Consider the following 12,757-nt stretch of genomic DNA (forward strand, 5'->3'; position numbering starts at 1 on the left):
CACTGGCTTTTTTTATGTGATGCGATGCGATATTCTATTTCTTTTCGTTTAATATTTATTAATTTGTGAGAGTGCAAAAAGAATATCAGCCTTTTTGTGCAACTTTGCTTAATTAATTTTATTCATCAGGTGGGGCGTTTTAATTTGCTACCAGCCTTCAAAATATAGATACATGGCGTGTGGAAATTGTGGTACCAATGTAAATGGGCAACCACGAGGATGTAAAAATAATGGTACCTGTGGTACAGATGGTTGTAATAAACTTACGGTTTTTGACTGGCTCTCAAATATGAGTTTGCCTGACGGCCAAAAACCCTTTGATTTCGTAGAAGTACGATTTAAAAACGGCCGAAAGGATTATTTTAAAAATGTAGAAGGACTGCAAATAAACATGGGCGATGTACTAGCAGTACAAGCACAAGCAGGTCATGATATAGGTATAGTTTCTCTTGCTGGAGAGTTAGTAAGAGTGCAGATGAAGCAAAAGAGGGTTTCTTATACCTCTGATGATTATTTAAAAATTTATCGCAAAGCTACACAGCGTGATATAGATGTTTGGAAGGGTGTGAAAGAACGTGAAGAACCTATGAAGGTGCGTTCACGTCAAATAGCCATTCGTTTAAATCTTAAAATGAAGATCTCTGATATAGAATTTCAGGGAGATGGTAGTAAAGCTACTTTTTACTACACCGCAGAAGAACGTGTAGATTTTAGACAACTTATTAAAGAATTTGCTCACGAGTTCCGCACAAGGATAGAAATGCGCCAGATAGGTTTTCGCCAAGAGGCAGCAAGACTAGGCGGTATAGGATCTTGTGGTAGAGAATTGTGTTGTTCCACGTGGCTCACAGACTTTAGATCTGTTACGACAAGCGCTGCGCGTTATCAGCAATTATCACTTAATCCGCAAAAGTTGGCCGGTCAATGTGGTAAATTAAAATGCTGTCTTAACTATGAATTAGACGCATATCTCGATGCGCTTAAGGATTTCCCAAAGACAGAGGTAAAACTCAAAACCGAAAAGGGAACAGCTGTTTGTCAAAAGATTGACATTTTTCAAGGGTTCTTGTGGTATGCTTATGAAGGCGAGTGGATGAATTGGCATAAATTAACCACTAGTCAGGCGAACGAGATCATTGAGTCAAATAAGAAAAATCAACCCGTTGCTAGTCTTGAAGAATATGCTGCAGAGCATATAGACGATACTAAAACAGACTTTGGTAACGTTGTGGGTCAAGATAGTTTAACGCGTTTTGATACACCTAAGAAAAAAGGCAAAGGAAGAAAGCGTAAAGGCGGAGGAGGCAAGAAGCCTAGAAATTTCCGTAAGAAATCACAGAAGAAAAATGCGTAAGATTATTGCAGTTATTGCCATCATGGCAAGTTTAGTTTCCTGTGATAAAGATTTTGTTTTTGATGATTACAAAACAATAACTGGCGAGTGGGATATAGATAGCACTGTGGTTTTTAAAGTAAATGCGCCAGATACTGTAAATGCTTACAACCTTTTTATCACCATGCGCAACGATCATGAGTACGCGTTTAATAATCTTTTTTTGATCACAAACATGCAGTTTCCGCATGGTAAGACAATAACAGATACTTTAGAATACGAGATGGCAAGACCAGATGGAAGTTTTCTGGGAGCTGGCTCTGGTGACATAAAAGAAAATAAATTCTGGTATAAAGAAGGCGTTGTCTTTGATGAAGACAGCACCTATACTTTTTCAGTAAAACATGCTATGCGTGTAAATGGTAATGTAGAACCCCTGCAAACGCTCAAAGGGGTAAAAGATGTAGGTTTAAGAATAGAAAAAATCTCTGAAGAATAATGGCCCAAACAAAGAAAGCGGCAAAAAAGAAGCCACAGAGCAACGGTAAATACATTAAGATCTTTTGGATCCTTTTTGGCAGCGGTCTGGCTGCCGTGATATTGATTTTTTTAATGGCAGGTTGGGGCGTTTTTGGTAAGCTACCCACTTTTGAAGAATTAGAAAATCCTGAGACAAACCTTGCGACAGAGATTCTTTCATCAGATGGTAAAACGCTGGGTAAGTTTTTCAACGAAAACAGAACACCTGTAAAATATGACGACCTACCGCAAAACCTCGTGGATGCAGTTGTAGCCACAGAAGACCGCAGATTTTATGATCACTCAGGTATTGATGGAAGAGGTACCGCTCGTGCATTTGCATATCTAGGTTCTAAAGGTGGTGCAAGTACGATCACGCAACAGTTAGCAAAGCTACTTTTCTCAGACACTCCAGATAGCACCCTTGAGCGACTTATGCAAAAGGTTAAAGAATGGATCATCGCCACTCGTCTAGAGCGTCAATATACCAAGCAAGAGATCATCACAATGTATCTCAACAAGCAAGACTTTTTATACAATGCGGTGGGAATTCGCTCTGCTTCAAAAATTTATTTTGGCAAGGAGCCAAAGGATCTCAACGTGGAAGAATCTGCCGTGATCGCAGCGATGTTGAAGAATCCGCGACAGTTTAATCCTAACAGAGAAGTTTCAAAAGATAAAGCGCTTTTACGTAGAAATACAGTTTTGTCTTTAATGGCAGAAACTGGTAAACTTTCGGAAAAGGAAAAGGATAGTCTACAGGCATTGCCTATGAAATTGGACTTTTCGCCGGAAGGCCACGCAGACGGTATTGCTACTTATTTTAGAGAATATCTTAGAGCATTCATGAAAGATTGGATCAAAGAAAATCCTAAAGGCATGGATGCAGATGGTAATCCTGAGTATTACAATATTTATCGCGACGGACTTGTAATTACAACAACCATCGATAGCCGTATGCAGAAGTATGCTGAAGAATCAGTTACAGCGCATATAGCAAATCTTCAAAACGAATTCAATAAACAGAATAAGAACAATAAAACAGCTCCCTTTAGAGACATCACAAAAGATGAAGAAGAAGGAATCATCAATAGAGCGATACGCAATAGCAACCGCTGGCGCGAAATGAAAGCAAAGAATATAGATGAAGATCAGATCAAAAAGTCTTTTGATACTGAAACTGAAATGCGCATTTTCACTTGGCAAGGTGAGCGTGATACTATCATGACTCCGCGTGATTCTATTTACTACTACAAAACGTTTTTACGCTCTGGCCTTGTGAGTATGGAGCCGCAAACCGGTAATGTAAAAGCATGGGTAGGTGGTATTAATTATAAGCACTTTCAGTATGATCATGTGAAGCTAGGTAAGCGTCAAGTGGGTTCTACTTTTAAGCCTTTCTTGTACGCTACAGCTATTGATCAATTGCATTTATCGCCATGTGATACGGTGCCTAACGTTTTATACTGTATTCCTGCTGGCGAAATGGGCAACACAAACGACTGGTGTCCTGAAAACAGTAGCGGTGAGATGGGTAATATGGTTTCTTTAAAAGAGGCATTAGCACATTCTATCAATACAGTTTCTGCAAGATTAATGCACCGCGTAGGTCCTGGTCCTGTGATAGAGTTGCTCGATAAATTAGGCATTGACACAAAGAATATTCCTGCGGTACCTTCTATTGCTTTGGGAACACCAGATCTAAGTCTGTTTGAGATGGTATCTGCATACACAGCATTTGCAAATCAAGGTGTACATGTTTCTCCACAGATCGTTACAACTATTGTAGATAAAAACGGTACTATCCTTTTTCAAAGCGTTCCAGAAACACATGATGTTATCAGTGAAGAATCTGCGTATGTAACCCTTAATCTAATGGAAGGTGTAACACGTTATGGTTCTGGTGCGCGTTTGCGTAGTGGTGCTAGTGATCGATATGATCTTAAAAATGTAGTTACAGGTTATCCATACGGTTTTACAAATGCTATTGCGGGTAAAACAGGAACTACACAAAATCAAAGTGACGGTTGGTTTATGGGTATTGTACCTAATCTTGTTACCGGAGTTTGGGTAGGAGGTGAGGATAGATCTATTCACTTTCCTGGAATACGTTATGGTCAGGGAGCAACAATGGCATTACCTGCATGGGGATTATTCATGCGCAAGTGCTACGAAGACGAGGATCTCAATGTTTCAAAAGAAGAATTTAAAAAGCCAGAGAATCTTAGCATTCGCATAGATTGCGATACGCCACCAGAAGATACAAATACAGGAGGACAAGAAGTTCCTGACGAATTAGACTTTTAGGGCACCTTTTGCCTTAAGGGCAAAACCGCGCTTTACGTTACAATAAAATCCCCGCCATCACCGGCGGGGATTTTGATTTTCACTGCAATCGCTGGCGCAGAAAAGAACTTTTTATGTAAATGTCATATTTGTCTTAAAAATGTTGCGCTCACACAGGTTTTTCGTAATTTTCAAATGATAAAAATGAGATTATGATAAACAAGACCGTTGCAACAGTCACAGAAGCATTAGAAGGCGTTAAAGATAACATGACGTTTATGCTTGGTGGTTTTGGTCTTTGTGGCATCCCAGAAAATGCTATAAACAAGTTGGTAGATCTTAATGTCAAAGGACTTACCTGTATTTCTAACAATGCCGGTGTAGATGATTTTGGTCTTGGACTTTTGCTAAAAAAGCACCAGATCAAAAAGATGATATCTAGTTATGTGGGCGAGAATGCAGAGTTTGAAAGGCAGATGTTAAGCGGTGAACTTGATGTAGAACTTATACCTCAAGGAACCTTGGCAGAGCGTTGTAGAGCAGCTCAAGCGGGTATTCCTGCATTTTATACTCCGGCAGGATATGGTACTGAAGTTTCCTTTGGTAAAGAAACCAGAGAATTCAATGGTAAGATGTATGTGCTTGAGGAGGCATTTAAAGCCGATTTCTCGTTCGTTAAGGCGTGGAAGGGAGACGAGGCAGGTAATCTTATTTTTAAAGGCACAGCGCGCAATTTTAACCCTGTAATGTGTGGATCTGCAAAAATTACTGTCGCAGAGGTTGAAGAACTCGTCCCAGTAGGAGAATTAGATCCTAATGAAATTCATATTCCAGGGATTTTTGTTCAACGTATTTTTAAAGGAGAACACTTTGAAAAAAGAATTGAACAACGCACTGTAAGACAAAGACTATAAATCCGACAGAATTACTAGGATTAACCAAAAAAAACAAAAATTTACAATGGCACATTTAAGATTAGGTGATACAGCACCAGACTTTACTGCAGAAACTTCAGAAGGGACAATAAATTTTCATGAGTGGCTAGGGGATAGCTGGGGGATTTTATTTTCGCACCCTGCAGATTATACACCAGTTTGTACTACAGAACTTGGTACTGTAGCAAACTATTATCCAGAATTTGAGAAGAGAAATGTAAAGCCTATCGCACTTAGCGTAGACGGCGTTGTTTCTCACAAAGAATGGATCAAGGATATTAACGAAACTCAAAACACAGAGGTAAATTATCCTATCATCGCAGATGAAGATCACAAAGTGGCAGAACTGTACGATATGATTCACCCTAATGCAGACTCTAAACACACTGTGCGTTCTGTATTTATTATAGCTCCAGACAAAAGCATAAAACTTACATTGACGTATCCACCTTCTACAGGTAGAAATTTTGATGAAATTCTACGTGTGATAGATTCTTTACAGCTTACGGCTTATCACAAAGTAGCAACACCAGCAAACTGGAAAGACGGTGATGATTGTGTAGTTTCTCCTTCTATCAAGACTGAGGATATACCTAATCATTTCCCAAAAGGACACACAGAGATCAAGCCATATTTACGCATGACTCCACAACCTAATAAGTAAAAATGTTAGACAAAAACGGAATAGCACAACGCATCGCTCGCGAGGTAAAAGATGGATATTATGTTAACCTTGGGATAGGTATTCCTACGCTCGTGGCAAATTATGTGCGTGATGATATTGAAGTTGAATTTCAAAGTGAGAACGGGGTTCTAGGAATGGGCCCCTTTCCCTTTGAAGGTGAAGAAGACGCAGATATTATCAATGCAGGTAAACAAACCATTACTACGCTCAAAGGAGCTTCATTTTTTGACTCTGCGTTGAGTTTTTCTATGATACGTGGCCAGCACGTAGATCTCACGATCCTTGGTGCGATGGAAGTCGCTGAGAACGGTGATATCGCAAACTGGAAGATTCCTGGTAAAATGGTAAAAGGTATGGGTGGTGCAATGGATCTCGTTTCAAGCGCAGAGAATATTATCGTGGCCATGATGCATACAAACAGAGCCGGAGAATCAAAACTGCTTAAAAAATGCAGTTTGCCGCTCACAGGCGTGGGTTGTGTAAAAAGGATAGTAACTAATCTCGCCGTGCTAGAAATCACAGAAAACGGCTTTAAACTGCTTGAGAGAGCGCCTGGAGTTTCTGTAGAAGAGATCAAAAATGCCACAGAAGGAAATTTGATCATCGATGGCGATATTCCAGAAATGGTTTTGGCTTAAAGCCAAAAAAAGTTGAAGCATATAAATTTCACGATGAACGACACCGTGAAACACCTCTGAAAGACGAAAATCACATTATCTACGACTAAAAACACGTTTTTTTAACAAAAACTGTGAAATTCACTTTGTAGAATTAAATTAATAATCTACTTTAGCAGTCCCCAAACAGAATTTGTTTTAAATATAAAGTTCGAGATTAGAGGCCTTGAACTTAGATTTTCAAAACGTTAAGAGTGTTTTGATGTTATGATTTGTTAGAAAAAACAGCGAGTGGAGGTTCGCTGTTTTTTTTGTTTCTATACATTTTGAATTAACATAAATTTTGTATAATTTTAAGGTTTCTTTGATATTTTAATTCTTTTTCACCCCAATGGAAAATTCATCAAATGCTCAACTACAGTCCTTTATAGGTAAAGGCTGGTCAAATTTTAAAAACGGAATTCGTGTTTGTGCGCACTTTTTTTATGTGGCAAAAAAGGTATTTCTGTTTATGTTCTAGATGCCTTTAGGAATCGCATCTATAAGTTCCTGAGTATATTTCTTTTCTGGAGACGCGTAGATCTTATCAGGATCACCATGCTCTAAAATTTCTCCTTCTCGCATTACTAATAATCTGTCTGCCATATATTTAACTACGGCAAGATCATGCGAAATAAATAAATAGGTAAATCCTAACTCATCCTTTAATTCATTAAGAAGATTTAAAACCTGCGCCTGCACAGAAATATCTAATGCAGAAACAGATTCGTCACACACGATAAAACGCGGTTTTAAAGCAATTGTTCTTGCAATGCCCACACGCTGTCGCTGACCACCGCTAAACTCATGAGGATATCGCCCATAATGCTCTGCAGATAACCCCACTTTTTCTAAGATCTTGATTGCCTCTTCCTTGCGCTCTTTGTATGAAGAATACAACTTATGCACCTGCATCACTTCTACAATAGCGCGGCCCACAGTGATTCTGGGATTAAGAGAAGAATAAGGATCCTGAAAAATGATCTGTATATCTCTGCGTAGTTTTTTAAACTCTTTTTTGTTGAGGTTTGTGATGTCTCTACCTTCATAAAAAATGTGGCCGTGCGTAGCTTTATCTAGCTGCAAGATCACATTACCTAGCGTAGATTTTCCGCAACCAGATTCGCCTACGAGACCTAAGGTTTCACCGGGATAAATTTTAAAATCTACATTATTAACCGCTTTTGTTTCTTTTGGTGTACTTAAAAATCCAGCGTTAGAAAAATAGATCTTATCAACGTTTTTGATCTCTAGCAAAGGTTGTTGCGCGTAGATCTTGTCGTGTTGTTCTTTTCTGGCTTGCGCCGAAATAAACTCAGCCGGCGCTTTTTTCTCTAGAAAATCTGAAACCGTAGGAAGACGTTGAGGTCTGGCATTTTCTGGTGGTCTTGCGTGAACCAAAGCTCTTGTATAATCATGCTGCGGATTCTTAAAAATCGCATTCGCGGTGCCTTCTTCTACAATATTCCCTTTGTACATCACGAGCACACGGTCTGCAAATTCACTAACTAAAGCCAGATCATGAGAAATGAAGATCACGCTCATTTTGTTCTTTTGCTGTAACTCGCGCAGTAATAAGATTATTTCTTTTTGCACGGTAACATCTAGCGCCGTTGTGGGCTCATCAGCGATCAAGATCTGTGGCTCGCAAGCGATTGCCATTGCGATCATCACACGCTGTTTTTGACCACCGCTTATCTCATGAGGATACGATTTAAAAATAGCTTCTGGTCTTGGCAATTTCACTTTATTAAAAAGCGAGATAACCTCTTCCTTAGCTTCGGTTTTTGAGAGCTTTTTATGCTGTAGCAAAATCTCCTGAACCTGCTTGCCGCAATGCATCGACGGATTAAGAGAACTCATCGGTTCTTGGAAGATCATTGAGATATCATTTCCGCGTAAGCGTTGAAAATCTTTTTCTTGCTTTGTAAGCAGATCTTCATTCTTAAACAAGATCATACCAGAAGTAATGCGTGCGATCTTCTTGGGCAACAGCCCTAAAACAGCAAGATTACTTACCGATTTACCTGATCCAGATTCGCCGACAATCCCTAAGATTTCATTAGCATTAAGATGAAAATTGATCCCATGAATTACCTCAGAGAATCCGTTCTCATTTTTAAATCCTATTGTAAGATCCTTTACCGTTAAAATCGCTTGTTGCTCCACGAGAGAAATTTACAAAGTTACATCGCGAGAAAGTGCGTAAATGTTGAGAAATTAGACAGAAAGTATTTCGCTATCATCCAGCAATTGCTCATTGCGCAGACGCAGAACGATTTGGGCGACAGCCACAACATCACGCTCACAATATTCAATAATGCGGTCTACGTCATTCTCTTCATAAAAAACATTGCGCACCTGGCTGCCGTCAATATCCTGTTTGGGAGAAGGAATGCCCAGGATTTTTGTAAGTAACTTAAGCGAAGTATAATGCTTGTAGTCTCCAAATTTCCAAAGCTCCAGCGTATCGAGATGCGGTACTTCCCAAGGTTTTTTACCAAAAAGATCAAGCTTAAACGGCAGTTTGATGCCATTTACGATCATTCTGCGGGCGATATAAGGAAAATCAAACTCTTTACCGTTGTGCGCACAAAGAACGTGCTGAGCGCGTCCAAAATGCGTTTCAAGTAAATTCTTAAACTCTTTGAGTAGCATTTCTTCACTTCCGTGAAAAGAAGTCGTACGGAACTGCCGCATATCTCCGGTAAGCTTAAAATACCCTACCGATATGCAAACGATCATCCCAAACTCTGCCCAGATTCCTGCCTTATCATAAAACTCATCTGGCGTGAATTCATCCTTGCGTTGATATCTTGTCTTGTCAGCATACAGCGCCTTGAATTCATCATCTAGGTCTGCAAAAGAACGCTCCTGCGGAACGGTCTCAATATCAAGAAAAAGGATATTCTCTAAGTTGAGTCTGGCAATCATAAGTAGATTTCGTGTAAACGAATATAACTAAAAATCAGTTGTTTAGAAAAGCGAAGTTTGCTTTACGGGACTTTCATGCTCCAGCAACCATTTTTTGCGCCACAGTCCGCCAGCGTAACCGGTAAGCGAATTATCGCTACCCACAACGCGGTGACACGGTATGATCACGGCTATGGGATTCTTGCCATTTGCACTTGCCGCTGCACGAATCACTTTTGGGTCGCCCAGTTCTTTTGCCATGTCAAGATAAGTGGCTGTCTTCCCAGATGGAATTTCCTGTAATTTCTGCCAAACACGCTTTTGAAAATCGGTGCCTTCAGGATTTAATTTGAGATCAAAATCCTTTCGCTCGCCGGCGAAATATTCTGTGAGTTGCCTTTTGGCGAAAGCCAAACATTGAGGAATATAGCTAGAAAGCTCATGATTATCATCCAGAAAATGCACTTTGCTAAGACCGTTTTCATTACCTTCTAGCAAGATCTGGCCCAGCGGAGAATCGATGATTGCGCTATTCTTTGTGCTCATCTTCTTGAGATTCTTCGTCTGTTTCCTGTGGTTTTTTCTTTTCGTCTTTTTGCAGGTTGATGCCCATGCGTTTTGCGCGGCGTTCCCAGTTGCGGCGGGCTTGTACTTGCATGTCTTCTATGGTGTCGCTCTCGTCCATGATCTCGAGGCCTAGAAGCGTTTCGATAATATCTTCCATGGTGACGATTCCTACGGTGTTGCCAAATTCATCCACAACCAATGCGATATGCGTGCGCAGTTGTATAAACGTCTCAAAAAGCTCAGGAATGGGTTTGTCGCCATTCACAACACGCATTTCGCGACGCAGGTCGGCAAGCGTTTTCTCACCATGTTCTTCTACAATTTCTTCAAGGACATCATCTTTAAGAATAAATCCCGTGATATTGTGCGTTTTCTCTTTATAAATGGGAACTCGCGAGAATTTAAGATGCTTATATTTTTGATGAAATTCCGTCAAGCTTGTGCTCTCTTCTTCCATCGTTACTACAGGAAAGGGCGTCATCACATCCTTAGCTTGAACAGATTTAAATATCAACATATTACGGATTACCGTAGTTTCATCTTCCTCGATAACGCCTTCTTTTTCGGCAGCGTCAGTAAGTGCGATAAACTCTTCGCGGCTCATGGTGTTTACATGCGCCGACTTGCCTACTGCTTTTGTGATCAAGGTCATCAACCATAAAATCCCAGTGTATTTAAGAAAGAATATGATGATTTTAAGGGTCTTTGCTGTGAAGTTTCCCAGCGATTTCCAGTAGGTTGCTCCAATGGTTTTTGGAATAATTTCAGACAAAACAAGAATAAGCAACGTCATCACCGCCGAGATAAGCGCTACAAAATCAAGTCCAAAAAACTCAATGGAATATCCACCTTCTACGGCAAGTTTACCCGCCTGATTTCCCACAAGGATGGCGCCCACGGTATGCGCAACAGTATTCAATGTAAGTATAGCAATAAGCGGCCTATCTATATCTTTTTTAAATGCTGCTAGCGTTTCAGCGTAGTGCTTGCCTTCTTTGGTTTTGATCCTGATAAATGATGGTGTCACACTTAGCAACACCGCCTCAAGGATGGAACATAGAAATGAAAAGAATATCGAAATCAGCGCATACGCGATCAGTAGAGCCATTCAGGTTAGTTTTTTGATAAATATAAAACAAATGGCACACAGCACCCGCAGGATTAAGAAAAGGTTGAGAGTCTATTTGGCTACAGCCAAATAAATAAATACCCATAAGCGGGTATTGATTCTATCTGTAAATGAGGTGATTTTTGAACAAATCAAAATGTTTAAATCATGAAACCCCAATATTTACTCTTGTTGCTGATGGCTCTTTTAATTTTTAATTCATGCGAGTTAATTGATGAACTTGAAGAGGAAGAAGAAGAGGTCTTTGTTGAATTACCACTTAGTGTGAGTTGGACAATAGTAGGCTCAAACGGAGCGTACTCTGCTCCTTACTATGAGTTTAATACTGCTTATTGGAACGAGGGTAAAATAAGGTTTGATAACAGTAGTCTTGAAAACGGTATTGAATGGGTTTCAATGAAGGATCTCAATATCACAGGGGTGGGTAGTTATCCTCTTTTGTATTCGCCATCTGGATATTTAAAACTTGCATCACACGTTTATTCCTCCACTGTTTATCCGGCGTTTTGGGTAGAAGGTATGAACAATGGCACTCTTGTAGAAGGCGGTGCGGGGTATACACCCTCAGCATATGCAGGTTCAGGAATCGTAGCGCAAGGTGGATATGTAAACATTACAGAATACTCCCAATATTACATTAGCGGCAATTTTTATTTTGTTGCTTGGGTTTTTGACAACCAATTGAACCGCGAAATAAGTGTTGGTATTATTGGAAGCTTTGAAAATGTTCTATATGCTGATTAAGATAAAAGTCTAACCACATCCTTAGCAAAATAACTTGCGATAAGATCAGCACCAGCCCGTTTAATTGCTGTTACCTGCTCCATAACCACGGCATCATGATCTAGCCAGCCACGCTCTGAAGCGGCTTTGATCATTGCATATTCACCACTTACTTGATATACAGAAACAGGTACATCAACAGCATTTTTAATATCACGCACAATGTCAAGATAGCAAAGACCTGGTTTTACCATCACGATGTCTGCACCTTCATCAATGTCCATCAAGGTTTCCTTAACCGCTTCTGTGCGGTTTGCAGGGTCCATTTGATAAGTTTTTTTGTCCTTCGGTATATCTTTTAAATCCACGGGAGCAGAATCAAGAGCATCGCGAAAAGGCCCATAAAAAGCGCTGGCATATTTCGCTGAATAGCTCATAATACCAGTGTCGTGAAAACCTTCATCTTCCAGTAAGGTGCGCATTTCAAAAATACGGCCATCCATCATGTCGCTGGGCGCAACGATGTCAGCACCAGCCTTAGCGTGAGAAAGTGCCATCTCTGCAAGAATAGCTGAGGTATCGTCATTTAATATTTTTCCTCCAGAAACGATTCCATCATGTCCAAAACTTGAAAATGGATCTAGCGCAACATCTGTCATCACCACCATTTCTGGGCATGCGTTTTTTACGGTTTTTATAGCGCGCTGCATTAAACCGTCAGGATTTAAGGCCTCAGTGCCTGCGTTGTCCTTGAGTTTATCATCAACCTTTACAAACAATAAAACCGACTTTAATCCCATATTCCAGAGTTCGTTAATTTCTTTCTCCAGATTATCCAGACTCAACCTAAAATACCCCGGCATAGAAGCGATTTCTTCTTTTTTGCCTTTGCCTTCTACAACAAAAAGAGGCACAATAAAATCGCTAGGAGTTATTATGGTTTCGCGTACCATTGAGCGCAAAGCTTCGCTGGTTCTTAGTCTTCTATTTCTTTGTAATGGGAACATCGTA

The 12,757-nt window shown here is 40.1% G+C and carries 12 protein-coding genes; 7 read left to right on the plus strand and 5 right to left on the minus strand.

Annotation, left to right across the window (positions count from 1 at the left end; translation table 11 throughout):
- Positions 1-172 precede the first annotated feature (172 nt).
- The 6 genes from ACZ5L8_RS13860 to ACZ5L8_RS13885 all read left to right on the plus strand — a co-directional run bounded on the left by ACZ5L8_RS13860 (position 173) and on the right by ACZ5L8_RS13885 (position 6,396).
- A complete protein-coding gene (locus tag ACZ5L8_RS13860) occupies positions 173-1,354 on the plus strand; it encodes a PSP1 domain-containing protein (RefSeq protein WP_462600055.1) in 1,182 nt (393 codons plus the stop codon).
- Positions 1,347-1,832 (plus strand): gliding motility lipoprotein GldH, encoded by a 486-nt coding sequence (locus tag ACZ5L8_RS13865; protein ID WP_462600054.1) that lies wholly within the window; start codon positions 1,347-1,349, stop codon positions 1,830-1,832. Before ACZ5L8_RS13860 ends, ACZ5L8_RS13865 begins: the two co-directional genes overlap by 8 nt.
- Positions 1,832-4,159 carry a penicillin-binding protein 1A gene (locus tag ACZ5L8_RS13870; RefSeq protein ID WP_464438274.1) on the plus strand — a complete coding sequence of 776 codons (2,328 nt, stop codon included), beginning with the start codon at positions 1,832-1,834 and terminating at the stop codon, positions 4,157-4,159. Before ACZ5L8_RS13865 ends, ACZ5L8_RS13870 begins: the two co-directional genes overlap by 1 nt.
- 191 nt (positions 4,160-4,350) lie before the next feature.
- The gene (locus ACZ5L8_RS13875) at positions 4,351-5,052 is read left to right on the plus strand and encodes a CoA transferase subunit A (RefSeq protein WP_464438275.1); all 702 of its coding nucleotides are present in this window, start codon (positions 4,351-4,353) and stop codon (positions 5,050-5,052) included.
- 46 nt (positions 5,053-5,098) lie between these two features.
- On the plus strand, positions 5,099-5,737 hold the full coding sequence (locus tag ACZ5L8_RS13880; protein ID WP_462600051.1) for a peroxiredoxin: 639 nt from the start codon (positions 5,099-5,101) through the stop codon (positions 5,735-5,737).
- Positions 5,738-5,739: 2 nt separating this feature from the next.
- Positions 5,740-6,396 carry a CoA transferase subunit B gene (locus tag ACZ5L8_RS13885; RefSeq protein WP_464438276.1) on the plus strand — a complete coding sequence of 219 codons (657 nt, stop codon included), beginning with the start codon at positions 5,740-5,742 and terminating at the stop codon, positions 6,394-6,396.
- A 495-nt stretch (positions 6,397-6,891) separates the two neighbouring features.
- Here the strand turns inward: ACZ5L8_RS13885 and ACZ5L8_RS13890 are convergent, their stop codons facing one another.
- Genes ACZ5L8_RS13890 through ACZ5L8_RS13905 form a run of 4 tightly spaced genes read right to left on the minus strand, consistent with a single transcriptional unit; the run spans position 6,892 to position 11,002 of the window.
- Positions 6,892-8,583, minus strand: a complete 1,692-nt coding sequence (locus tag ACZ5L8_RS13890; protein WP_464438277.1) for an ABC transporter ATP-binding protein — start codon at positions 8,581-8,583, stop codon at positions 6,892-6,894.
- A 51-nt stretch (positions 8,584-8,634) separates the two neighbouring features.
- Complete coding sequence (locus ACZ5L8_RS13895) at positions 8,635-9,348, minus strand: 3'-5' exonuclease (RefSeq protein ID WP_464438278.1); 714 nt, start codon at positions 9,346-9,348, stop codon at positions 8,635-8,637.
- Between the two features lie 42 nt (positions 9,349-9,390).
- Positions 9,391-9,873: a methylated-DNA--[protein]-cysteine S-methyltransferase gene (locus ACZ5L8_RS13900; protein WP_464438279.1), complete on the minus strand. Its 483-nt coding sequence runs from the start codon at positions 9,871-9,873 to the stop codon at positions 9,391-9,393.
- Positions 9,857-11,002, minus strand: a complete 1,146-nt coding sequence (locus ACZ5L8_RS13905) for a CNNM domain-containing protein (RefSeq protein WP_464438280.1) — start codon at positions 11,000-11,002, stop codon at positions 9,857-9,859. The genes ACZ5L8_RS13900 and ACZ5L8_RS13905 overlap by 17 nt, the downstream gene beginning before the upstream one ends.
- A gap of 168 nt (positions 11,003-11,170) precedes the next feature.
- Between ACZ5L8_RS13905 and ACZ5L8_RS13910 the strand changes: the two genes are divergently transcribed.
- Positions 11,171-11,767, plus strand: coding sequence for a hypothetical protein (locus tag ACZ5L8_RS13910; protein WP_464438281.1), 597 nt, complete (start codon positions 11,171-11,173; stop codon positions 11,765-11,767).
- Here ACZ5L8_RS13910 and hemB read toward each other — a convergent pair.
- Positions 11,764-12,753 (minus strand): porphobilinogen synthase, encoded by a 990-nt coding sequence (hemB, locus tag ACZ5L8_RS13915; protein ID WP_464438282.1) that lies wholly within the window; start codon positions 12,751-12,753, stop codon positions 11,764-11,766. The genes ACZ5L8_RS13910 and hemB overlap by 4 nt on opposite strands.
- Positions 12,754-12,757 lie beyond the last annotated feature (4 nt).

The sequence above is a fragment of the Leeuwenhoekiella obamensis genome (assembly GCF_055391795.1).

What these genes read in the sequence shown, in the direction of transcription:
- hemB (WP_464438282.1), bottom strand. Translation starts at nt 12,753, where the DNA reads ATGTTCCCATTACAAAGAAATAGAAGACTAAGAACCAGCGAAGCTTTG.
- ACZ5L8_RS13900 (WP_464438279.1), bottom strand. Translation starts at nt 9,873, where the DNA reads ATGAGCACAAAGAATAGCGCAATCATCGATTCTCCGCTGGGCCAGATC.
- ACZ5L8_RS13865 (WP_462600054.1), top strand. Translation starts at nt 1,347, where the DNA reads ATGCGTAAGATTATTGCAGTTATTGCCATCATGGCAAGTTTAGTTTCC.
- ACZ5L8_RS13895 (WP_464438278.1), bottom strand. Translation starts at nt 9,348, where the DNA reads ATGATTGCCAGACTCAACTTAGAGAATATCCTTTTTCTTGATATTGAG.
- ACZ5L8_RS13860 (WP_462600055.1), top strand. Translation starts at nt 173, where the DNA reads ATGGCGTGTGGAAATTGTGGTACCAATGTAAATGGGCAACCACGAGGA.
- ACZ5L8_RS13910 (WP_464438281.1), top strand. Translation starts at nt 11,171, where the DNA reads ATGAAACCCCAATATTTACTCTTGTTGCTGATGGCTCTTTTAATTTTT.
- ACZ5L8_RS13875 (WP_464438275.1), top strand. Translation starts at nt 4,351, where the DNA reads ATGATAAACAAGACCGTTGCAACAGTCACAGAAGCATTAGAAGGCGTT.
- ACZ5L8_RS13880 (WP_462600051.1), top strand. Translation starts at nt 5,099, where the DNA reads ATGGCACATTTAAGATTAGGTGATACAGCACCAGACTTTACTGCAGAA.
- ACZ5L8_RS13905 (WP_464438280.1), bottom strand. Translation starts at nt 11,002, where the DNA reads ATGGCTCTACTGATCGCGTATGCGCTGATTTCGATATTCTTTTCATTT.
- ACZ5L8_RS13870 (WP_464438274.1), top strand. Translation starts at nt 1,832, where the DNA reads ATGGCCCAAACAAAGAAAGCGGCAAAAAAGAAGCCACAGAGCAACGGT.
- ACZ5L8_RS13885 (WP_464438276.1), top strand. Translation starts at nt 5,740, where the DNA reads ATGTTAGACAAAAACGGAATAGCACAACGCATCGCTCGCGAGGTAAAA.